The organism is Pseudomonas sp. NyZ480, from assembly GCF_029537255.1.
GTDB classification, from domain to species: Bacteria; Pseudomonadota; Gammaproteobacteria; order Pseudomonadales; family Pseudomonadaceae; genus Aquipseudomonas; species Aquipseudomonas taiwanensis.
In genome coordinates, this window is the sequence record NZ_CP120626.1 from 3282406 (window position 1) to 3303196 (window position 20791).

The following is a 20791-nucleotide window of genomic DNA, read 5'->3' on the forward strand; positions in this document are numbered from 1 at the left end:
CGAAATCCTGGTTACAGAAAGCCATCACGTTAGCCTGGTCGTCCTTGGATGCTCATCGACCCAACATGAACAGAATTCATGCAAATGGGCAGCGCGCCTAAAAACCGCGCAGCTTTGTTATGATTCGGCACCTTCTGATTTTTGCCCGACCAGGTAGTTCCTATGTCCGACCGCAGCGCTCGTCTCCAAGCACTCCAGAACGCACTCAAAGAGCGCATCCTGATCCTCGACGGTGGCATGGGTACTATGATCCAAAGTTACCGCCTCGAGGAACACGACTATCGTGGCACGCGCTTTGCCGATTGGCCAAGTGACGTCAAGGGAAACAACGATCTGCTGCTGCTCAGCCGCCCCGATGTGATCGCCGCCATCGAGAAGGCCTACCTGGACGCTGGCGCCGACATCCTTGAAACCAACACGTTCAACGCCACGCAAATCTCCCAGGCCGACTACGGCATGGAGTCGCTGGTGTACGAGCTGAACGTCGAAGGCGCCCGCATCGCCCGCCAGGTGGCCGACGCCAAGACCCTGGAAACCCCGGACAAACCGCGTTTCGTCGCCGGCGTGCTCGGCCCTACCAGCCGTACCTGCTCGATCTCCCCGGACGTCAACGACCCCGGCTACCGCAACGTCACCTTCGACGAGCTGGTGGAAAACTACATCGAGGCCACCCGTGGCTTGATCGAAGGCGGCGCCGACCTGCTGCTGATCGAAACCATCTTCGACACCCTCAACGCCAAGGCCGCGATCTTTGCCGTGCAGCAAGTGTTCGAAGAAGACGGCGTCGAACTGCCGATCATGATCTCCGGCACCATCACCGATGCCTCCGGCCGAACCTTGTCCGGCCAGACCACCGAAGCCTTCTGGAACTCGGTGCGACACGCCAAGCCGATTTCCGTCGGCCTGAACTGCGCCCTGGGCGCCAAGGACTTGCGTCCGTACCTGGAAGAACTGGCGACCAAGGCCGACACCCATGTTTCGGCGCACCCCAATGCCGGCCTGCCCAACGCGTTCGGCGAATACGACGAAACCCCGGCGGAAATGGCTGCCGTGGTCGAGGAGTTCGCTGCCAGCGGTTTCCTCAACATCATTGGCGGTTGCTGCGGCACCACCCCGCCGCATATCCAGGCCATCGCCGAAGCTGTGGCCAAGTACAAGCCGCGGGCCATTCCCGATATTCCCAAGGCTTGCCGCCTGTCGGGCCTGGAACCGTTCACCATCGATCGTCAGTCGCTGTTCGTCAACGTCGGCGAGCGGACCAACATCACCGGTTCCGCCAAATTCGCCCGGCTGATCCGCGAAGAGAACTACACCGAAGCGCTGGAAGTCGCCCTGCAGCAGGTAGAAGCCGGCGCCCAGGTGATCGACATCAACATGGACGAAGGGATGCTCGACTCCCAGGCTGCCATGGTCCGCTTCCTCAACCTGATCGCTGGCGAGCCGGATATCTCCCGCGTGCCGATCATGATCGACTCCTCCAAATGGGAAGTGATCGAAGCGGGCCTCAAGTGCATCCAGGGCAAGGGCATCGTCAACTCGATCTCCATGAAGGAAGGCGTCGAGCAGTTCAAGCACCACGCACGCCTGTGCAAGCGCTATGGCGCCGCCGTGGTGGTGATGGCCTTCGACGAAGTCGGCCAGGCCGACACTGCCGCACGCAAGAAGGAGATCTGCCAGCGCAGCTACGACATCCTGGTCAACGAGGTAGGCTTCCCACCGGAAGACATCATCTTCGACCCCAACATCTTCGCCGTGGCCACTGGCATCGAAGAGCACAACAACTACGCCGTCGACTTCATCGAGGCCTGTGCCTACATCCGTGACCACCTGCCTTTCGCGCTGTCGAGCGGTGGTGTGTCCAACGTATCGTTCTCGTTCCGCGGCAACAACCCGGTGCGCGAGGCGATCCACTCGGTGTTCCTCTACCACGCCATTCAGAACGGCCTGACCATGGGTATTGTCAACGCTGGCCAGCTGGAGATCTACGACGAGATCCCGCCTGTCCTGCGCGAGAAGGTCGAGGACGTGGTACTCAACCGTACCCCGCACGGCACCGATGCATTGCTGGCCATTGCCGATGACTACAAGGGCGGTGGCGCGGCCAAGGAAGTGGAAAACGAAGAGTGGCGCTCGCTGCCGGTGGAAAAACGCCTGGAGCACGCGCTGGTCAAAGGCATCACAGCCTTCATCGTCGAAGACACCGAAGAGTGCCGTCAACAGTGCGCGCGTCCTATCGAGGTCATCGAAGGCCCGCTGATGAGCGGCATGAACGTGGTCGGCGACCTGTTCGGTGCTGGCAAGATGTTCCTGCCCCAGGTGGTGAAGTCAGCCCGCGTGATGAAACAGGCGGTAGCCCACCTGATCCCCTTCATCGAGGCGGAAAAAGGCGACAAGCCAGAGGCCAAGGGCAAGATCCTGATGGCCACGGTCAAAGGCGACGTGCACGACATCGGCAAGAATATCGTCGGCGTGGTGCTGGGCTGCAACGGCTACGACATCGTCGACCTGGGCGTGATGGTGCCGGCGGAGAAGATCCTGCAGACCGCCCGTGAACAGAACTGCGACATCATCGGTCTATCCGGCCTGATCACCCCGTCGCTGGACGAGATGGTCCACGTCGCCCGTGAAATGCAGCGCCAGGATTTCCACCTGCCGCTGATGATCGGTGGCGCCACCACCTCCAAGGCCCACACAGCGGTGAAGATCGAACCCAAGTACAGCAACGATGCGGTGGTCTATGTCACCGACGCCTCCCGCGCCGTGGGTGTCGCCACCCAGCTGCTGTCCAAGGAGCTCAAGCCAGGCTTCGTCGAGAAAACTCGCCAGGACTATGAAGAAGTGCGCGAGCGCACCGCCAACCGCAGCGCCCGCACCGAGCGCCTGAGCTACGCCCAGGCAGTGGCCGCCAAACCGAAGTACGACTGGGCCGGCTACCAACCGGTCGTCCCGTCCTTCACCGGCGTCAAGGTGCTGGAAGACATCGACCTGCGCACCTTGGCCGAGTACATCGACTGGACCCCGTTCTTCATCTCCTGGGACCTGGCCGGCAAGTTCCCGCGCATCCTCACCGACGAGGTGGTCGGGGAAGCCGCCACCGCGCTGTACAAGGATGCCCGCGAGATGCTCGACAAGCTGATCGACGAAAAGCTGATCAGCGCCCGTGCCGTCTTCGGTTTCTGGCCAGCCAACCAGGTGGCCGACGACGACATCGAAGTGTACGGCGAGAACGGCCAGACGCTGGCCACCCTGCACCACCTGCGCCAGCAGACCATCAAGCCGGACGGTAAGCCGAACTTCTCCCTGGCCGACTTCGTCGCACCAAAGGACAGCGGCGTCACTGACTACATGGGCGGCTTCATCACCACCGCTGGCATCGGTGCCGAGGAAGTGGCCAAGGCCTACCAGGACAAGGGCGACGACTACAGCTCGATCATGGTCAAAGCCCTGGCCGACCGCCTGGCCGAGGCCTGCGCCGAATGGCTGCACGAGCAGGTGCGTAAAGAGCACTGGGGTTATGCCAAGGACGAGCACCTGGACAACGAAGCGCTGATCAAGGAGCAGTACAGCGGCATCCGCCCTGCCCCAGGCTACCCCGCGTGCCCGGATCACACCGAGAAGGCCACGCTGTTCCGCCTGCTCGACGGCAGCGCCATCGGCGAAACCGGCCCAAGTGGCGTATTCCTCACCGAGCACTTCGCGATGTTCCCGGCGGCAGCGGTCAGCGGCTGGTATTTCGCCCACCCGCAGGCGCAGTACTTTGCCGTGGGCAAGGTCGACAAGGACCAGATCGACAGCTACAGCGCGCGCAAGGGCCAGGAAGTAACCGTAAGTGAGCGTTGGCTGGCACCTAACCTCGGTTACGACAGCTGACAGTTCATCGCCGGCACGCCGGCGCCTGCAACGATGGCGCAGAGCCTGCAGGAGCCGACTTGCCAGCGATGAGGCCAGTACCTATCACCTACACTGTCCTTGTATGCCTCTGCATTGATCAGGAGCCCCCATGGACGATTCCAGCCAAGGCAAGCCGCCCACCTTCTGGCAGATGCTGCACAGCATCCTGGCCGCAGCGTTCGGCGTGCAGAGCGGCAAGAACCGGGCACGCGACTTCACTCACGGCAAAGCCAGCCACTTCATCGTGCTGGGCACGTTGTTCACGCTGGTGTTCATCCTGGTGCTGATCGGCCTCGTGCAACTGGCCGTGCACCTCACCGCCCGCTAAAACGCAATCCGCCCGCGGAAATCCCTTCCACGGGCGGCTCAGGTTGAGTCACGGTCTGAAGACTAAGGCTACTGGTGGCTGACCCAATATACGGCAGTGACCACCACCAGGACGATCAGGCAGAGGATCGCCCAGGCATCGACGCTGCTGTCAGCTTTGCGGACCTTGGTTGAGTTTCCCATTGCATTGCCTCTTGTAGTGGTTATGGGAATGCACTTCACAACCAGCAGTTAAGACGAGCGATGCCCTTCTCTCAAGCAGGGTTTTTCAATAGTCGACGGGTGACGCAAGAAACGGATACTGGAAACCGGCCGGGCGCCCTTCGGCGCTGTAACGCTGGAAATCGATCCCGTAGTCGTCCCGATCCAGCAGCTTCAGCCAACGCCGGGCCTTGTTCTCGTCGATCGATTGCAGCGCCGGCGCCCGGTACTCATGCAGGCCATCACGATCCATCGACACCCCTTGGGCATCATCATGCAGCATCACCATGGCCCAGCCGCCCAAGGTGAAGTGCCCGCCCATCAATACCCCCAGGCGTCCATCGATTCGTGCCCGCAGTGCCTCGGGGGAGCTGTTGATCGCGCTGAACACCACGTCCCGGCCCGGCTTGCGCCCAGCCGCTTCGAACGCCTGCATGGCGCCAAAAGCCATTTCGTCATTGGCTGACCAGACCAGCTTGATGTCCGGATATCGCTCAAGCAGCACCTGGGCCTGTTCGAAGGCACGCTGACGGTTCCAGCCACCGTACACGACCTGACGCAAGCGCACCTGGGGAAAGTCCGCCAACGCCCGGCGCATGCCCTGCTCGCGCAATTGCGAGGCTGGCGTGCTCTTGACCCCGGCGAATGCCACCAGGTCCACGGGCTCGTTGCTACGGGGCAGCAAAGCGACCATCTGGTGCAGCATCTGGTAACCGGCCTGTTCGTCATTGGCGGTTAGGGTACCCAACAGCTGTGCGTATTTCTCCGGCTGCGCCTTGATACTCTGGGCCTGGCTGGCGGTCAGGCCATTGTTGACCAGGAACAACTTGACCCCGGTGCCCTGGGACAGCCGGATGATTTCCGGCGCCACGTACTGCTCGTTGACCAGCACCAGGTAGTCGGGTCGCTGCGGCCCCTGGAGAATCGTCCGGGCCTGAACCAGCGCACGCTCGGCACTGCGCTCGCTGTACTCCACCCGAAGGGTCATGCCCAGGTCGTCGGCCGCCGCCTGCATGAAACGCGAATAGCTGGTCCAGAACGCTTCGCTGGACAGGCCTGGGTTGAGAAATACCACCGAAGCAGCCTGCGCACTGGCTACCAGCGGCAGGCTCAGGCACAGGCTTTGGCACAACGCCTTGAGCATGCGGTTACACCCGTCGAAACAAAGTCGCGAGTATAAACATGTCGGCGCACGGGCGAACAAATGCCAGTCAGTCTCACATAGTCCGTTTAGTTCTTTTCATATGCAAAAACATCACTTTAGCGCATAACTACAACCTGATATCGTTCCCCGGCTCCGAAACCGGAGTGCGCGGCCGTGCGCGCGAATAGCTGCATGCAGCCTGAGACAGGACTTTTATGTACGTATACGACGAGTACGATCAGCGGATCATCGAGGACCGCGTCAAGCAGTTCCGTGATCAGACCCGCCGCTACCTGGCCGGTGAGCTGAGCGAAGAAGAATTCCGCCCTCTGCGCCTGCAGAACGGCCTTTATATCCAACGTTTTGCCCCGATGCTGCGCGTCGCCGTGCCGTACGGCCAGCTGAACTCGACCCAGGTCCGCTTGCTGGCCAAGATCGCCCGCGACTACGACAAGGGCTATGCGCACATCAGCACCCGGCAGAACGTGCAGTTCAACTGGCCTGCGCTGGAAGATGTTCCAGACATCCTGGCCGAGCTGGCCACCGTGCAGATGCACGCGATCCAGACCAGCGGCAACTGCCTGCGCAACACCACCACCGACCAATTCGCCGGTGTGGCTGCCGACGAAGTCGTCGACCCTCGCCCCTGGTGCGAAATCATCCGCCAGTGGACCACCTTCCACCCGGAATTCGCCTACCTGCCGCGCAAGTTCAAGATTGCGGTCAACGGCTCGCAGGAAGACCGCGCGGCCATCGAAGTCCACGATATCGGCCTGGAGCCGGTGCGCAACGAAGCCGGCGAGCTGGGCTTCCGCGTGCTGGTCGGCGGTGGCCTGGGCCGTACCCCGGTGGTCGGTTCGTTCATCAACGAATTCCTGCCATGGCAGGACTTGATCAGCTACCTGGACGCGATCCTGCGCGTGTACAACCGTTACGGTCGCCGTGACAACAAGTACAAGGCGCGCATCAAGATCCTGGTCAAGGCACTGACCCCTGAGGTGTTCGCCGAGAAGGTCGAGGCCGAAATGGTCCACCTGCGTGGCGGCAGCACCACCCTGACCCAAGCGGAAGTCGACCGTGTGTCGCGCCACTTCGTCGACCCTGACTACAAGGCGCTGGAAAACGTCGACTACAGCGCACTGGACCAGGAGCACCCAGGCTTCGCCCGCTGGCGCTCGCGCAACACTCGCGCCCACAAGAAGCCCGGCTACGTGGCCGTGACCCTGTCGCTCAAGCCGACCGGTGTAGCACCAGGCGACCTGACCGACAAGCAGCTGGACGCCGTGGCGGACCTTGCCGAGCGCTACAGCTTCGGTTTCCTGCGTACTTCCCACGAGCAGAACATCATCCTTGCCGACGTCGAGCAGCGTCAGCTGCACACGCTGTGGATGGAGCTGCGCGAGAACGGCTTCGCCACGCCGAACATCGGCCTGCTGACCGACATCATCTGCTGCCCGGGTGGTGACTTCTGCTCGCTGGCCAACGCCAAGTCGATCCCGATCGCCGAGTCCATCCAGCGCCGCTTCGACGACCTGGACTACCTGTTCGACATCGGGGAAATCGACCTGAACATTTCCGGCTGCATGAACGCCTGCGGCCACCACCACGTGGGCCATATCGGCATCCTCGGCGTGGACAAGAAGGGTGAGGAGTTCTACCAGGTTTCCCTGGGCGGCAACGCCGCGCGCGGCGCGAGCCTGGGCAAGATCCTCGGCCCGTCCTTCGCCCAGGAAGACATGGCCGATGTGATCGAGAAGCTGATTGCCGTGTACGTGGAACAGCGTACCGAAGAAGAGCGCTTCATCGACACTTACCAGCGTATCGGCATCGACCCCTTCAAGGAACGCGTCTATGCAGCGAATCATTAAGAACAACCAACTCGTCGACGAAACCTGGCACCTGCTGCCCAAGGAAACCACCCTCGACGAGCTGACCAACTGCGACGACTACATCGTCCCCCTGCAGCTGTGGCGAGACCATGCCCACGTGCTCAAGGCCCGCGACGGTGGCCTGGGTGTGTGGCTGGACAGCGACGAAGAAGCCGAGGAGATTGGCGACGACGTCGACCAGTTCCAGGTCATCGCCCTGAATTTCCCGGCCTTCACCGACGGGCGCAGCTACTCCAATGCGCGCCTGCTGCGAGACCGCTACAAGTTCAAGGGCGAACTGCGCGCCATAGGCGACGTGCTGCGCGACCAGCTGTTCTTCATGGCCCGCTGCGGCTTCGATGCCTTCGCCATCCGCGCCGACAAAGACCCGGAAGATGCGTTGCAAAGCCTGAAGGACTTCTCGGTCACCTACCAGGCCGCCACCGACGAACCGCTGCCGCTGTTCCGCCGCCGCTGATTCGACCGTGTTTGCCACAACGGCCCGCCTCCTTGGCGGGCCGTTGCATTTCCGCAGGCCGCTTCTTCAAGCGTGGCTGCGGCCTTGTCGACTGAGCGTATCGAGTTGCAACTGGACGGCTTGCAACCGGGCCATGGCTTCAACATCCAGCGGATTACGAAAAAGATTCAGTCGGGTCGGGTGATTTCGAATCCACTGCAGCGCCTGCTGACTCAGATCGACGATCAGGTTCTCGGCAAGGTCGACATACAGGTCAGGATGACGTTCGAGGAAAGCGAGCGGCAGCTCGGTCAGGCCAGTGGCGCGCAACGACAGGTGGCTAAGGTGATCCAGGTTGCGCAGCGCGGGAACAGTGCCGATCGGGTTGCCCCCCAGGTGCAGGGTTCGCAGTGCACTGAACGCTTCCAGGCGCTGGGCACCCGGCCCATCTATGACGATCTGGTTGCCTGTCAGGTACAACTCCTGCAGTTTCCTCAAGCGCTCCAAACCCTCGGGAATGGCGGTCAGCTGGTTGTCACGCAGGTCCAGAACGCTCAGCTGGCTTAGCTTGGCGAGGTCCCCAGGCACACGGATCAAGCGGTTGTCGCCTACATTCAACTGCCTGAGTCGGCTCAGCTCTCCCAGCCCTTTTGGCAGCTCGGCAAGCTGGTTATAAGAAAGGTCCAGCTCGAGCAGCCCTGTCATCTGCTCGATCCCGGCAGGCAGACTTTCGAATCGGTTTCCACTGAGGCTCAGGTACTGCACGCGCACGAGTCTGTGAATCGAATCAGGCAACCGGATCAGTCGGTTGTCGCTGAGGTCCAGACGAGTCAACAGGGTCATCTGTTGCAAACCCTCGACATCAGCCAAGCGGTTGCGCTGTAGATCCAGCCGCGTCAACCGCTGCAGGCCCCCCAACTCAGGTAATGCAACCAGCTCGTTGTCGTTGGCGATCAACTCGGCCAGGCCGGTAAGTTGCCCCACACCGTCGATGGCCGTCAGTTTGTTGAACTGCAAATCGAGCGTGTTCAGATGCCTCATGCCATCAAGCCGGGGCACGCCGACCAGTTTGTTGCCGCCCAGTTGCAACTGGCGCAGGTTGGGGAAGCGACTCAGAAATGCGTCATCCAGCGACTTCAGGGCCACATTGACCAAGCTCAACCGGTGTATGTGCTTGAACGCGAGGTCCGCTGGCAGCTCTGGCCAGGTGCCCATGGGCAGGTTGCGCACCACCAGTTCGCTGACACCATGCGGCCCGAAAAACTCCGGTTCCCAAGCCTCGCGAATCAACTGCCCCGCTTGTTGCCGACTGCGGTACGCAGGGTCCAGGTACACGCCTCGCCAGGCCCTGAGGCTCGACTCCAGCCTATCCACCTGCCTGGCCAGTTCGCTGAAGGCAACCCAGATCGACTGCCCGGGCCTTCGCGCCAACTGGAAAATCAGCCAGTGGATGTCCGCGGCAGAGCGGTGCGGAAACAGGTGCCATACGCCGGCACGAATCGACTGGCGCGCCTGGGCAGCGCCGGCATTGACTGCCTCGCCCCTTGGCAGCCAGCCAATCTCCCCGCCACTGAGCGGATAGCCCAGCCGGCCATCACCCAGGCGTACCGGCGGACGCACTCCCAGAGCACTCGGCGCCATGCCCAGCAGGTGAGCGGCCCGCTCGCGTTGGTCAGAGGCCCTCAGGGCAAGGGCCTGGCTCAAGGACTCGGGCGAGCGGCCCGCCTCCCCCAAGTCATGTTTCTGGGCATCGACCAACTGCAGCCACAACGCTTTGAATAAGCTGTCGTCCACCTGCGCCGAAGGCAACCCGGTGCCATGGCCATCCACTGCCTGGTAGCCCTGTCCACGTTTGATGATGTAGCCCACCTGCGTGGCATCCTGGGCAGCGCTGCGCGCTCGAAGCTCTCCAGCGACGCCGCCCAGGCGAATTTCGATGCGCAGCGTGTCCGGCCAGGCTGACCAATGGTCAATCAAACCCAGTGCCAAGCGTTCGCTGTCAGGGTTGATCGCGTCCGCCTGGTAGAAACCGACACAAGCCCGATCCAGGCGGCTGTCGCGCAGCGCCCAACGCGCCTGGGTGGCCAGCGGCAACGGAACACGGCCGCTGTTGACCAGGGTTTCGATCTGCTGCGTGCCGGCGTGCTCGACGATTTCCTGCGCGGCGCGCGCCGACAAGCCCGGAAAATCCCTACGCAACAATTGGGCAGCTGGCGTCGGTGCGGCCTGCATCGCGGCGAAGTGCTGCTCGAACGCCTCGCCGATCAGGCCAGGCTGGCGCTCGTGCAACTGGTAGCGCTGCAAGGCATCCCACAAACGCGCAGGTGCAGGCGCATGCTCCAGGTGCAACTCGCGCAGCCGGTCCTCGTCGAAACCGGCAATATGCATGACCCGTTCGGCTGTCTGCCGGTCGAGTGTGGCCCATTCACTGCCCAACCGCTGCATCAGGTAGTGCGGATCCTGCCAGTCCCGTGGCGTTTCCAACTGATGGCGCCAGCCGCCCTCACCGTTATCATCGAGCCAGGGCGAGTACGCAGACGACCTGCGAGGGTGCTGGATGCGAAAACCGCCGTGCTCCTCACGTACCTGATAAGTCGCCTGCAGGGTACGCACCCTCGTCGTGCCCGCCACCTGGGTGCGTTCACCGACCGCCACGTCCTGATCAGGCACTGCGTAGCCCGGCAGGCTGGGGTCGATCAGCCGGACCTGCTCGCCAGCCGTCAGCACCGGAACCAGCCTGTCCACCTGGGCAGAACGCTCGATCAGCCTGGCCGCAACCTGTCCAGCGCCAGCCAGGGTAATGCCTGCGGCTACGTTTTCGGCCACACCCCACACATGCTTCAAGGCCCCTTCCCGGTCACCCAATTGCCAATCCTCATAGCCTTCGAAGACCGCATCGGCGATCTGCAGGGCCGCGATGCCCAACAGGGGCAGGCCCAGGGCTGGCACGAACAGGCTAGCCAGCCCCAGTACGTTCAGGCCTGCGTTTGCGTATTCGGACATTCGCTGCTCGCGTTCGGCCTTGGCCGCCTGCGCGCTAGGGACAGCCAGAAGCGCTGCATCGTCCAGCATCGTGTCCACGCGAACCTCGCGCAGATGTCGAAACAACGGCGCATTGATCCGGTGGCTGCGGCCATCGAGTTGGATCGCCCCATGGCCTGCGGCACTTCGGATCAAGCCATCGAGTGCCTGGACGAACCCTGGACGGTCGCGCTCACTGATGAACCGCGCGAAGAAGGCCGCATAGTCCGGCGCCTTGAAACGCCGCCCAAGCCCCTGCCAGAGGGCCGCCCAGGTGTCGAAGCGTTGCAACGCGCCATGCGGATCGTCCGGAACCCACAGCACTACCCCCTGCAGCGGCGCATCCGACTGGAGGCCATGGCGAATCTCGAATGCCACGCCACCACGCACTCGCTTGCCGAGCACGCGAAAGTCGAACGGCACGGCGCGCCCGGAATTCGGGCCGACGATGGGCGCCACCGAGATGATAGGCAACAGCGAGTAGTAGGTTGCCCGGTCGATTCCGCCACTGAGCAGGGCCAGGCGCACGGAGGCCTCCAGCGCCGCACGGGCGCCCTCTTCCAGCAAATGGCGCATGTCGGCCGGCCTCGCAATAACCTCATCGAGGTGGCGTTGATAGGCATCGCCAACATCCACCTCGCGGCAAAGCTGCATGAAGGCGGCAGGTTGCAGCGCCAACGGCTCATCCTGCGCATCGACGATCACCGAGGTGTGCAGCGCGCCGGACGGCGCTGTTTCGTGTTCGGCGAAATTCTGCAGCGCAGCCGCCAGTAAAGTCACCTCACTGACCTCTTCCACGCGCCGGCCCAATGCGCCCGGAGCGCCCTGTGCGGGAACCACGATCCGGGTGTGGCGCAGTTTGGCCCTGCGGACATCCGTTCGCGGCCACGCGCGCGCTGCCAATGCCTGCCCAAGCAGCGCTTCGCCGAAGGTATCCAAAGGCGCCACCCTGGCGAAGCGAGCCGCCAGTTGGTGCTGGATGCGTTGCTGTTGCAACAAACTCGTACGCAACCTGCTCAGATCATCCAGCGAGGCAGCGGTGAGCCATTCCGGCAACCTGCTGGCGATCAGGGAGTCGACATCGTGTGGTGGGGAGGGTTCGAAGGTCATGGAGGCGGTCCTTTGGGTGAAAACCCAAGCTAAACAGGCTACCGCTCCACCCAAGCACTACTTATGTGATGCACCGGCGATTCGTGACTGCAAGTCAAATATCCTTGGCCGCGCATGCCCTTAATCATTTCCCGGGAAACCCGCACACTGCTCGCCACTGGCAACAACGACGAACTTCATTGATCAGGAGCCTACATGAGCATTCCATCCTTCGGCCTCGGCACATTCCGTCTTACCGGCCAGGCCGTCATCGACTCGGTCACCTCCGCCCTGGAGCTGGGCTATCGGGTGATCGATACCGCGCAGATCTACAAGAACGAAGCCGAGGTCGGCGAGGCCATCGCCAAGAGCGGCGTACCTCGTGACGAGCTGTTCATCACCACGAAGATCTGGGTCGAGAACTATAGCGCTGAAAAGCTGGTTCCCAGCCTGCGCGAAAGCCTGAGCAAACTGCGCACCGCGTACGTCGATCTGCTGCTGATTCACTGGCCGGCCCCCGGCAACGGTGTCGAACCGAGCGAATACATGACGGCCTTGGCCGAGGCCAAGAAACTGGGCCTGACCCGCCAGATCGGCATCTCCAACTTCAACATCGAGCTGACCCGACAGGCAATCGAGGTGGTCGGCAAAGGCGAGATCGCCACCAACCAGATCGAACTGAGTCCTTACCTGCAAAACCGCAAGCTCGCGGCGTTCCTCAAGGAACAGGGTATTACCGTCACTTCCTACATGACACTGGCCTACGGCAAGGTCTTGAAAGACCCGGTACTGTCCGAGATCGCCAACAAGCACAAGGCCACCGTGGCACAGGTGGCATTGGCCTGGGCCATGCAACTGGGATATGCGGTGATACCGTCGTCCACCAAGCGCGAGAACCTGGCAAGCAACCTGCTGGCCCGCAGCCTGCGCCTGGACGATGACGATATGGCGCGCATCGCTACCCTCGAGCGCAACGGCCGAGAAGTCAGCCCGGACAACCTGGCGCCCGCCTGGGACTGAAACCAGCAGCGAGCTGGGCCGCGAAGCACGCTGCGCAGTGGGTGGCACGGGCAGTGCCCGTGTTCGCGGGCAAGCCCGTTCCTGCAGTGATCACGCTCGCTTTCAGACGACACCGTTTCACCTGCGATCTTCCCTATTTTCAAACCGGAGCTGCCGATGAGCACGCTTTCCTCCAAACGGGTTCTGTTCGCCCTCGCCATCGGCGCATTCGGCATCGGAACCACCGAGTTCACCCCCATGGGCCTGCTGCCGGTGATCGCTGACGGCGTTGGGGTCAGCATTCCCAGCGCGGGCATGCTGATTACCGCCTACGCCGTGGGCGTCATGGTCGGTGCACCGATCATGACCCTGCTGTTCAGCCGCTTCGGCAAGCGTGCCGCATTGATGGGGCTGATGAGCATCTTCACCCTGGGCAACCTGTTGTCGGCGCTGTCGCCGGACTACTACACGCTGCTGGCCTCGCGCCTGGTCACCAGCCTCAACCATGGTGCCTTCTTCGGCCTGGGCGCAGTGGTGGCCGCCAGTGTCGTACCCAAGGACAAGCAAGCGAGTGCCGTGGCCACCATGTTCATGGGCCTGACCATCGCCAACATCGGTGGCGTGCCCGCCGCCACGTGGGTGGGCCAGCAGGTCGGTTGGCGCATGGCCTTCGCTGGCACCGCCGTGCTCGGCCTGCTGGCGATGGCGACGCTGTGGTATGCACTGCCCAAAGGTGAACGCGGCAGTGTGCCTCACGTGCGCAAGGAGTTGGCAGTGATTGCCCGCCCCAGCGTGTTGCTGGCCATGGCCACCACCGTATTGGGCGCAGGCGCCATGTTCACCCTGTACACCTACGTAGCGCCGGTACTTTCCGAGTTGACCGGGGCCTCGCACGCCTTCGTCACCCTCGCCCTGGTGCTGATCGGCGTGGGTTTCACCTTTGGCAACAGCCTCGGCGGACGCCTGGCCGATTGGTCGCTGGACGGGGCGGCGAAAATCTTCCTGGGCGTGCTGGCCGTGATCATGCTGCTGATGCCCCTGGTGCTGGCCAGCCATGTCGGCGCCGCTGCCGCCCTGCTGATCTGGGGGGTGTTCACCTTCGCCGTGGTCCCACCGCTGCAAATGCGGGTGATGATCGCCGCCAGCGAGGCGCCAGGACTGGCATCGTCCATCAACGTGGGCGCCTTCAACCTGGGTAATGCGTTGGGTGCGGCATTGGGTGGGGCGGTGATCAGCGTGGATCTGGGCTACGCTGCAGTGCCCATGGCGGGTGGTTTGTTGGCAGGCGCCGGGCTGCTGCTGGTCTGGCTTGGCCAGCGTGGCAAGGCCGGCCAGGCCTCCCTGAGCGACGCCGCGTAAACCGCTGGCGGGGGCTGCGTTACCCGCGCAGCCCCGGCTGGTCATCCTCGCAAGCAACCGCGCATTATTCCACCGGCCGCAACTATGAAGTGCCGGTCGCGCGGATTCTCCGCCAGCGTGCGCAATAGTAGCCTTCATCGTGCCGATCGACGAAATGGCCACACATCGTCGCCAACAGATCCGTTCCTTCCCTTCATTAGAGGAATACCACGATGTCCCGTCCTCCACTGCCACCGTTCACCCAGGCCTCGGCCATCGAAAAAGTCCGTCTCGCCGAAGACGGCTGGAACAGCCGCGATGCGGCGAAGGTCGCGCTTGCCTATACCCCGGACACCCGCTGGCGCAACCGCGTCGAGTTCGCCACCAACCGTGAACAGGCCCAGGCCTTCCTGACCCGCAAATGGAACCGCGAACTGGAATACCGCCTGATCAAGGAGCTGTGGGCGTTCACCGGCAATCGCATTGCAGTGCGTTACGCCTATGAGTACCGCGACGACAGCGGCCAATGGTTCCGTGCCTACGGCAACGAGAACTGGGAGTTCGCCGAGGACGGGCTGATGCAGAACCGCCACGCCAGCATCAACGAAATGCCCATTGCCGAAGCGGAGCGCAAATTCCGCTGGCCACTGGGCCGTCGCCCGGACGATCACCCAGGCCTCAGCGACCTGGGGCTCTGATCAATCGATCGGCAACGTGACCCTGACCTGCAGCCCACCCTCTGGGCGGTTGGTCAGGGTTACGCTCCCCCCTTGCTCAAGCACGATCGCACGCACCGTCGCCAACCCAAGCCCCACCCCTCCGGTAGTCTTGTTACGCGAGCCTTCGATACGGAAGAACGGCGCGAAGACCTGCTCATGCAATTGCGGGGCGATGCCTGGCCCACGGTCGAGCACTTGGATTTGCAACTCATCAGCGCTCACGCGCAATTCAAGCCTCGGCTCCCGGCCATACTTGGCGGCGTTGTCGATGAGGTTGACCAGCACTCGCTTGAGCGCAATCGGCCGCCCGACGTAAACCCAGTGACGCGGGCCGTCGAAAGCTACCTCCACACCGGCATCCTTGTAATCGTCCACCACCGTCTGCAGCAACTCGCCCAGGTCGAATGCCGTGGTCTGCTCGAACCGCGCATCGTCCCTGAAGAACTCGAGTGCGGCGTTGACCATGGACTCCATTTCGTCCACATCCTTGAACAGCTTCGCCTGCAATTGGCTGTCTTCGACGAACTCGCCACGTAGTCGCATCCGGGTCAACGGCGCCCGCAGATCATGGGAAATGGCGGCCAGCAGCTGCGTGCGGTCATTGAGAAAATGCTTGAGTTGCGCCTGCGTGGCGTTGAACGCGAGTATCGCCTGGCGCAGGTCATGGGGGCCGACCACCGGAATGGGCGGTGCGTTGAAGTCCTTGCCGAATCGCCGCGCACCTTCGGCAAAGCGCTCCAGTGGACTTGCCAGGTAGCGGCCAGCCAGCACGGCCACGGCAACGCTGGACGCCAGCATCAGTACGAGGATTATCAGGTAGCGGGGCAACTCATCCAGCCCCCAATTGCGCGAGGGAGCGCGAAACACCACCCATGAACGATCCGACAACTCGATCATCAGCGCATAACCCTGCCCCGCCAGCTCGGGCGGCAGGTTCGGTGGCCCGTAGGCTTCGATCCTGGCATCGGGCCGACCCAGCAACGCACGCAAGATCGGCTCGCCCTCGGGAAAGCCTGCATCCCTCACCCTGGGGATACCCGCGTCGGCATGCCGCTGCAGCCATTGCACGCGGTAGGTAGTGTCACCGGCCGCTTGGGCAATCGTCGCGCGCTGCTCCACAGGCGCGACGTCGAGGATGCGAGTGACGGAAGCGATTCGCTCGATGATTCCGCTTTGCAGCAAGGGCGGTTGCGCCCAGGTTTCCAGCACGAGACTGAGCAGGCCACGCACGGCCAGCAGAGCCAGCATCGCGACCAGCGTCGTCATCGCGATCCAGCGGGTGATGGTGATGCGGGGACGCCACCCTTTCTGACGGTCTAGCGCCCTTGCCTTCACCGCCTTACCACCGTTGGCGTGAACAGGTAACCGACGTTGCGCAGCGTGCGGATGAGCGGTTCGACCTGGCTATCGGTCTCCAGCTTGCGACGCAAGCGACTGACCTGCACATCGACGCTGCGGTCATACGCTTCATGCGTCTCACCGCGCGCAAGGTCGAGCAGTTGCTGACGGCTCAGCACTCGCCGTGGGTGCTCGGCGAACACCAACAGCAATTCGAACTCGCCATTGGACAGCGGTATCATCACCTGCTGGGGAGAGCGCAGTTCGCGCCTCACCACGTCCAGCTGCCAGCCCGAGAATTCAAGAATCGTGCGCGAATTGCCCGCCGGCACCGGGGCTTCACCGGCACGGCGCAAGACCGCCCTGACCCGGGCCAGGAGCTCGCGAGCGGCGAACGGCTTGGTCAGGTAGTCATCCGCGCCCAGCTCCAGCCCTACCACGCGATCACTCAGCTCGCCCATGGCGGTGAGCATGATCACTGCCAACTGGTGCTCGGCGAGCAGTCGCTGGCACAACACCAGGCCGCTTTCGCCGGGCAGCATGACATCGAGGATGACCAGATCCGGTACCCGTCGCGCCAATGCCCGCCACAGGCCTGCACCATCGCTGGCCACCTCCACGTCATAGCCGTGCTGGCGGAGGAATTTCTGCAGCAGGTCCAGCACTTCGACATCGTCGTCGACAATCAGCAAATGACTCACACAAAGGCACCACGGGAATAGGCAAGATGGCGTATTTAAGACCATCCGACCGGTGCCGTCATATATTTCAACCCGGAAACAATGCATCAGGCCGGAGACAAAGCGGACATGCCCAGGCAAAAAAGCACCCGCAGCATCTGCACCCGTTCTCGTCAGGAATGCATCCATGTCTGCTTCTGTTTTGCTATCGGCATCTGCCCGCAGTGCGCTGCTGGCCCTCCTGTTGCTCAGCGCCGGGGGCTGTAGCCAACGGGCCGCTTCAACGACCCTCGCGTGCAGCGACACCCGCTACCAGATCAGTGACCCCGCCGAGCCGGCCAACCGCGCGGTGTTTGCCTTCAACCGAGGCGTCGATGACTACATCGCGGCGCCGGTCGCCCGTGGCTATACCCAACTGCCCGAGGCCGCCCAGCAGGGCGTGCACAACTTCGTCGCCAACTTCGGTGAACCCAAGGTATGGGTAAACGACTTGCTGCAAGGCAATGTCGAACGCTCGATGACTACCCTGTCGCGGTTCATCTTCAACACCACCTTCGGCCTGGCCGGCCTGATCGACGTTTCCGGAAAGATGGGCCTGGAGCGCCACAGCGCGGACTTTGGCCAGACCTTCGGCGTCTGGAGCATCGGTGCCGGGCCTATCGTGGAACTGCCGCTGCTGGGCTCGCATAACCTGCGCGACGCCACGGGACGCGTACTGAGCCTGGCCATCGACCCGTTCGGCGACAACAGCGACACGGTCCAAACCCTGAACACCGTTGCCATGACCGGTGGCGCAGTGGCAGGACGCGCCCAGGCGCTTGCGCTGACCGACGTGCTGCAAGAGGCGCCGGACTATTACCGCGCCGTGCGCGACTACACCGCGATGGTGCGCGCCCACTATGTGGCCGAGGGCAAGGCCGGCAAGCACATTGCGTGGGTTCCTAGCTGCCGGGAGCAAGGCGATGAGTGACCCAGCCAATGCGTCGATGTTGCTGTTCAGACGCCTGGAACGTGCCGCATCGGAGTCCGTTCTGCTGCATGAATTGCAAGCCAGGGTGTCCGACGATGGCCAACACCTGATCGTGAGCCGCTACCGGGAGCATCGCACCGCTCAAGGCCGTCCGCACTGCCGCGAGGTTCATCGCAGCGTGCCGATCACTGCACTGCTCAAGTGGATGGCCAAGCAAGGCGCGGTTTTGAACAGCCTCTAGAACCCGCCACAGGGCCCAGCCCGCCCCAACAGGTGCGGGCTGTTTTGCATTATCATGGCGTCATTCCTTTACACGAGTTGCCCATGAAATTCGCAATTGCGGTGTTTTCCCCGGCCCACGCGCCCTCCTCGCGTCGCGCCCTGCGCTTTGCCGAGTCGGTGTTGGCGGGCGGGCATGAAATTGTCCGACTGTTTTTCTACCAAGATGGCGTGCACAGCGCCTCGGCCAATATCGTCGCACCCCAGGATGAACTGGACTTGGCCGGCCAATGGCGCACCTTCGTCGAGCGACACCAGCTCGACGCCGTGGTGTGCATCGCCGCCGCCCTGCGTCGCGGCGTGCTCGACGATGCCGAAGCCAACCGGTACCAGCGTCCGGCGGTCAACCTGCCCAAACCCTGGGCATTGTCGGGCCTGGGCCAGTTGCACGAGGCCGCTCAGCTCGCCGATCGCCTGATCTGCTTCGGAGGCGACTGAGATGAGCAAGTCCCTGTTGATCATCAGCCGCCAGGCACCTTGGAGCGGGCCCTCGGCCCGAGAGGCGCTGGACATTGCACTGGCCGGCGGCGCGTTCGACCTGCCATTGGCCATGCTGTTTCTCGACGATGGCGTGTTCCAGCTCACCCCAGGCCAGCAACCGTCCACCGTGCAACAAAAAAATCTTGCCGCCAACCTGCAGGCCTTGCCGATGTTCGGTGTCGAAGCGCTTTTCGCCTGCGGCCATAGCCTGAACCGGCGCGGCCTGAGCGACCAAGCCTTGGCGCTGCCAGTGCAAGTATTGGAAGACGAGGCCCTTGCTGAACTGATCGCCCGTTTCGACCTGGTGGTGACCCTCTGATGACGACCCTGCATGTTATTGCCCACTCCCCCTTTGGCGATGACCGCCTGAACAGTTGCCTGCGCCTGCTGGGTGCCGGGGATGGCTTGCTGCTGTGCGGCGACGCGGTGTACGCCCTGCGCCCGGGCAGCGAACCCTATGCTGCGCTGCAGGCCAGCGGCCTCGGACAACGCCTGTTCGCCCTCGAAGAAGACCTGCAGGCGCGCGCCCTAGATAGCGACCTGGCCAAGCCTGTCGATTACCCGGCTTTCGTCGCGCTTTCGCTGGAATATGACAAGGTCAACAGCTGGCTATGAGTACCCTGACTGTCGGTGATCGCGACATCGCCCTGGACAAAGACGGCTTCCTGGTCGACCTGCAAGACTGGTCGCAGCCGGTTGCCGAAGCCCTCGCTAGCCGCGAAGGCATTTCCCTGACCGCGGATCACTGGGAAATCCTCGCTTTGCTGCGTCAGTTCTATGAGGAATACCAGCTGTCCCCGGCCACCCGCCCGCTCATCAAGTACACCGCGCTCAAGCTGGGCCCGGAGAAGGGCAACAGCCCGCACCTGAACCGCCTGTTCAATGGCACGCCCGCCAAACTCGCCGCCAAGCTGGCGGGCCTGCCCAAGCCGACCAACTGTATATGACCGAGCCGATGACCAACAGCCCGCGCCCACTCACTCTGCAAACCCCGGCCGAGCACCCTTTCGCCGAATTCGTACGCATTCTGGGCAAGGGTAAGCGCGGCGCCCGTAGCCTGACCCGTGAGGAAGCCCGCGCCGCGATGGCCATGCTGCTCGAAGGCCAGGTCGAGGACACTCAGCTGGGTGCATTCCTGATGCTGTTGCGGCACAAGGAAGAAAGTGCCGAGGAGCTGGCCGGTTTCACCGAAGCCCTGCGGGCACACCTGCAAGCACCCTCGATAGCCGTCGATCTGGATTGGCCCAGCTATGCCGGCAAGAAGCGCCACCTGCCCTGGTTCCTGCTGTCGGCCAAATGCCTGGCCCAAAACGGTGTGCGCATCCTGCTGCACGGCGGCGGCGCGCACACTGCCGGACGTCTGTACACCGAGCAACTGCTCGACCTGCTGCACATTCCGCTGTGCCGCGACTGGGCAGCGGTGTCCAGTGCCCTGGACCAGCAGCAACTGGCGTTCATCCCACTGCAAGACTGGGCCCCCCAGTTGCAACGCATGATCGACCTGCGCAACACCCTTGGCTTACGCTCACCGATTCACTCCCTGGCCCGGGTGCTCAATCCTTTGGGTGCCCGCTGTGGCCTGCAGAGCATCTTCCACCCCGGCTACCAGGCCGTGCATCGCGAGGCCAGCCGCCTGCTTGGCGACCATGCCGTGGTCATCAAGGGCGATGGAGGCGAAATCGAGGTCAACCCCGATGTCATCAGCCACTTGTACGGCACCTCCGCCGGCGAGGCATGGGACGAGGAATGGCCGGCACTCAGTGAGCGCCGTCATGTCAAGCCAGCCAGCCTGCAACCGGAACATCTAATGACGGTATGGCGGGGCGAGGCACAGGACAGCTATGGCGAAATGGCCGTGGTCGCGACGATGGCCTTGGCGTTGCGAGGGCTTGGACAATCGCGGGAGGAGGCCTTCGAAACCGCTCGCCACTACTGGACCGCGCGCAAACAATCGAAATAGCCGATCAAAGACCCCCAGTCTTTGCGCTAT

Annotated in this window: 18 protein-coding genes; 14 read left to right on the top strand and 4 right to left on the bottom strand. The window is 62.9% G+C overall.

What is annotated here, in order from left to right; all coding sequences use genetic code 11:
• The first annotated feature begins 162 nt into the window (after positions 1-162).
• Positions 163-3870 carry a methionine synthase gene (gene metH / locus P3R38_RS15075; protein ID WP_104883571.1) on the top strand — a complete coding sequence of 1236 codons (3708 nt, stop codon included), beginning with the start codon at positions 163-165 and terminating at the stop codon, positions 3868-3870.
• A 130-nt stretch (positions 3871-4000) separates the two neighbouring features.
• The gene (locus P3R38_RS15080) at positions 4001-4219 is read left to right on the top strand and encodes a DUF2970 domain-containing protein (protein WP_023381068.1); all 219 of its coding nucleotides are present in this window, start codon (positions 4001-4003) and stop codon (positions 4217-4219) included.
• A gap of 267 nt (positions 4220-4486) precedes the next feature.
• On the opposite strand, the gene P3R38_RS15085 is transcribed toward P3R38_RS15080, so the two are convergent.
• Positions 4487-5563 carry an ABC transporter substrate-binding protein gene (locus tag P3R38_RS15085; RefSeq protein ID WP_023381069.1) on the bottom strand — a complete coding sequence of 359 codons (1077 nt, stop codon included), beginning with the start codon at positions 5561-5563 and terminating at the stop codon, positions 4487-4489.
• 215 nt (positions 5564-5778) lie between these two features.
• Between P3R38_RS15085 and P3R38_RS15090 the strand changes: the two genes are divergently transcribed.
• Together P3R38_RS15090 and P3R38_RS15095 are read left to right on the top strand one after the other, a co-directional pair.
• The gene (locus tag P3R38_RS15090) at positions 5779-7431 is read left to right on the top strand and encodes a nitrite/sulfite reductase (protein WP_023381070.1); all 1653 of its coding nucleotides are present in this window, start codon (positions 5779-5781) and stop codon (positions 7429-7431) included.
• On the top strand, positions 7415-7909 hold the full coding sequence (locus P3R38_RS15095) for a DUF934 domain-containing protein (RefSeq protein ID WP_023381071.1): 495 nt from the start codon (positions 7415-7417) through the stop codon (positions 7907-7909). The genes P3R38_RS15090 and P3R38_RS15095 overlap by 17 nt, the downstream gene beginning before the upstream one ends.
• Before the next feature lie 66 nt (positions 7910-7975).
• On the opposite strand, the gene P3R38_RS15100 is transcribed toward P3R38_RS15095, so the two are convergent.
• Complete coding sequence (locus P3R38_RS15100) at positions 7976-12019, bottom strand: leucine-rich repeat domain-containing protein (RefSeq protein ID WP_277686354.1); 4044 nt, start codon at positions 12017-12019, stop codon at positions 7976-7978.
• Positions 12020-12214: 195 nt separating this feature from the next.
• Between P3R38_RS15100 and dkgB the strand changes: the two genes are divergently transcribed.
• From dkgB to P3R38_RS15115, 3 genes are all read left to right on the top strand, one after another.
• Positions 12215-13018, top strand: a complete 804-nt coding sequence (gene dkgB / locus P3R38_RS15105) for a 2,5-didehydrogluconate reductase DkgB (RefSeq protein WP_104881592.1) — start codon at positions 12215-12217, stop codon at positions 13016-13018.
• 156 nt (positions 13019-13174) lie between these two features.
• Positions 13175-14356, top strand: a complete 1182-nt coding sequence (locus P3R38_RS15110; RefSeq protein WP_023381074.1) for an MFS transporter — start codon at positions 13175-13177, stop codon at positions 14354-14356.
• Positions 14357-14568: 212 nt separating this feature from the next.
• Positions 14569-15033 carry a DUF1348 family protein gene (locus P3R38_RS15115; RefSeq protein ID WP_023381075.1) on the top strand — a complete coding sequence of 155 codons (465 nt, stop codon included), beginning with the start codon at positions 14569-14571 and terminating at the stop codon, positions 15031-15033.
• Here the strand turns inward: P3R38_RS15115 and P3R38_RS15120 are convergent, their stop codons facing one another.
• Together P3R38_RS15120 and P3R38_RS15125 are read right to left on the bottom strand one after the other, a co-directional pair.
• Positions 15034-16320, bottom strand: coding sequence for an ATP-binding protein (locus P3R38_RS15120; protein WP_023381076.1), 1287 nt, complete (start codon positions 16318-16320; stop codon positions 15034-15036).
• A gap of 65 nt (positions 16321-16385) precedes the next feature.
• Positions 16386-17093, bottom strand: a complete 708-nt coding sequence (locus tag P3R38_RS15125; RefSeq protein ID WP_023381077.1) for a response regulator — start codon at positions 17091-17093, stop codon at positions 16386-16388.
• Positions 17094-17259: 166 nt separating this feature from the next.
• Between P3R38_RS15125 and P3R38_RS15130 the strand changes: the two genes are divergently transcribed.
• From P3R38_RS15130 to P3R38_RS15160, 7 genes are all read left to right on the top strand, one after another.
• Positions 17260-18042: a VacJ family lipoprotein gene (locus P3R38_RS15130; RefSeq protein ID WP_023381078.1), complete on the top strand. Its 783-nt coding sequence runs from the start codon at positions 17260-17262 to the stop codon at positions 18040-18042.
• A complete protein-coding gene (locus tag P3R38_RS15135; RefSeq protein WP_023381079.1) occupies positions 18035-18283 on the top strand; it encodes a hypothetical protein in 249 nt (82 codons plus the stop codon). Before P3R38_RS15130 ends, P3R38_RS15135 begins: the two co-directional genes overlap by 8 nt.
• Positions 18284-18366: 83 nt before the next feature.
• On the top strand, positions 18367-18759 hold the full coding sequence (gene tusD / locus P3R38_RS15140) for a sulfurtransferase complex subunit TusD (RefSeq protein ID WP_027907070.1): 393 nt from the start codon (positions 18367-18369) through the stop codon (positions 18757-18759).
• A gap of 1 nt (position 18760) precedes the next feature.
• Positions 18761-19120 carry a sulfurtransferase complex subunit TusC gene (gene tusC, locus P3R38_RS15145; protein WP_023381081.1) on the top strand — a complete coding sequence of 120 codons (360 nt, stop codon included), beginning with the start codon at positions 18761-18763 and terminating at the stop codon, positions 19118-19120.
• The gene (tusB, locus tag P3R38_RS15150) at positions 19120-19416 is read left to right on the top strand and encodes a sulfurtransferase complex subunit TusB (protein ID WP_023381082.1); all 297 of its coding nucleotides are present in this window, start codon (positions 19120-19122) and stop codon (positions 19414-19416) included. Before tusC ends, tusB begins: the two co-directional genes overlap by 1 nt.
• Positions 19413-19748, top strand: a complete 336-nt coding sequence (locus P3R38_RS15155; RefSeq protein ID WP_023381083.1) for a TusE/DsrC/DsvC family sulfur relay protein — start codon at positions 19413-19415, stop codon at positions 19746-19748. Before tusB ends, P3R38_RS15155 begins: the two co-directional genes overlap by 4 nt.
• The gene (locus P3R38_RS15160) at positions 19745-20761 is read left to right on the top strand and encodes a glycosyl transferase family protein (protein ID WP_277686355.1); all 1017 of its coding nucleotides are present in this window, start codon (positions 19745-19747) and stop codon (positions 20759-20761) included. The genes P3R38_RS15155 and P3R38_RS15160 overlap by 4 nt, the downstream gene beginning before the upstream one ends.
• Positions 20762-20791 lie beyond the last annotated feature (30 nt).

Excerpts from the sequence above, each read along its gene's own strand:
- metH (WP_104883571.1), top strand. The coding sequence starts at position 163 with ATGTCCGACCGCAGCGCTCGTCTCCAAGCACTCCAGAACGCACTCAAA.
- P3R38_RS15080 (WP_023381068.1), top strand. The coding sequence starts at position 4,001 with ATGGACGATTCCAGCCAAGGCAAGCCGCCCACCTTCTGGCAGATGCTG.
- P3R38_RS15085 (WP_023381069.1), bottom strand. The coding sequence starts at position 5,563 with ATGCTCAAGGCGTTGTGCCAAAGCCTGTGCCTGAGCCTGCCGCTGGTA.
- P3R38_RS15090 (WP_023381070.1), top strand. The coding sequence starts at position 5,779 with ATGTACGTATACGACGAGTACGATCAGCGGATCATCGAGGACCGCGTC.
- P3R38_RS15095 (WP_023381071.1), top strand. The coding sequence starts at position 7,415 with ATGCAGCGAATCATTAAGAACAACCAACTCGTCGACGAAACCTGGCAC.
- P3R38_RS15100 (WP_277686354.1), bottom strand. The coding sequence starts at position 12,019 with ATGACCTTCGAACCCTCCCCACCACACGATGTCGACTCCCTGATCGCC.
- dkgB (WP_104881592.1), top strand. The coding sequence starts at position 12,215 with ATGAGCATTCCATCCTTCGGCCTCGGCACATTCCGTCTTACCGGCCAG.
- P3R38_RS15110 (WP_023381074.1), top strand. The coding sequence starts at position 13,175 with ATGAGCACGCTTTCCTCCAAACGGGTTCTGTTCGCCCTCGCCATCGGC.
- P3R38_RS15115 (WP_023381075.1), top strand. The coding sequence starts at position 14,569 with ATGTCCCGTCCTCCACTGCCACCGTTCACCCAGGCCTCGGCCATCGAA.
- P3R38_RS15120 (WP_023381076.1), bottom strand. The coding sequence starts at position 16,320 with ATGACGACGCTGGTCGCGATGCTGGCTCTGCTGGCCGTGCGTGGCCTG.
- P3R38_RS15130 (WP_023381078.1), top strand. The coding sequence starts at position 17,260 with ATGTCTGCTTCTGTTTTGCTATCGGCATCTGCCCGCAGTGCGCTGCTG.
- P3R38_RS15135 (WP_023381079.1), top strand. The coding sequence starts at position 18,035 with ATGAGTGACCCAGCCAATGCGTCGATGTTGCTGTTCAGACGCCTGGAA.
- tusD (WP_027907070.1), top strand. The coding sequence starts at position 18,367 with ATGAAATTCGCAATTGCGGTGTTTTCCCCGGCCCACGCGCCCTCCTCG.
- tusC (WP_023381081.1), top strand. The coding sequence starts at position 18,761 with ATGAGCAAGTCCCTGTTGATCATCAGCCGCCAGGCACCTTGGAGCGGG.
- tusB (WP_023381082.1), top strand. The coding sequence starts at position 19,120 with ATGACGACCCTGCATGTTATTGCCCACTCCCCCTTTGGCGATGACCGC.
- P3R38_RS15155 (WP_023381083.1), top strand. The coding sequence starts at position 19,413 with ATGAGTACCCTGACTGTCGGTGATCGCGACATCGCCCTGGACAAAGAC.
- P3R38_RS15160 (WP_277686355.1), top strand. The coding sequence starts at position 19,745 with ATGACCGAGCCGATGACCAACAGCCCGCGCCCACTCACTCTGCAAACC.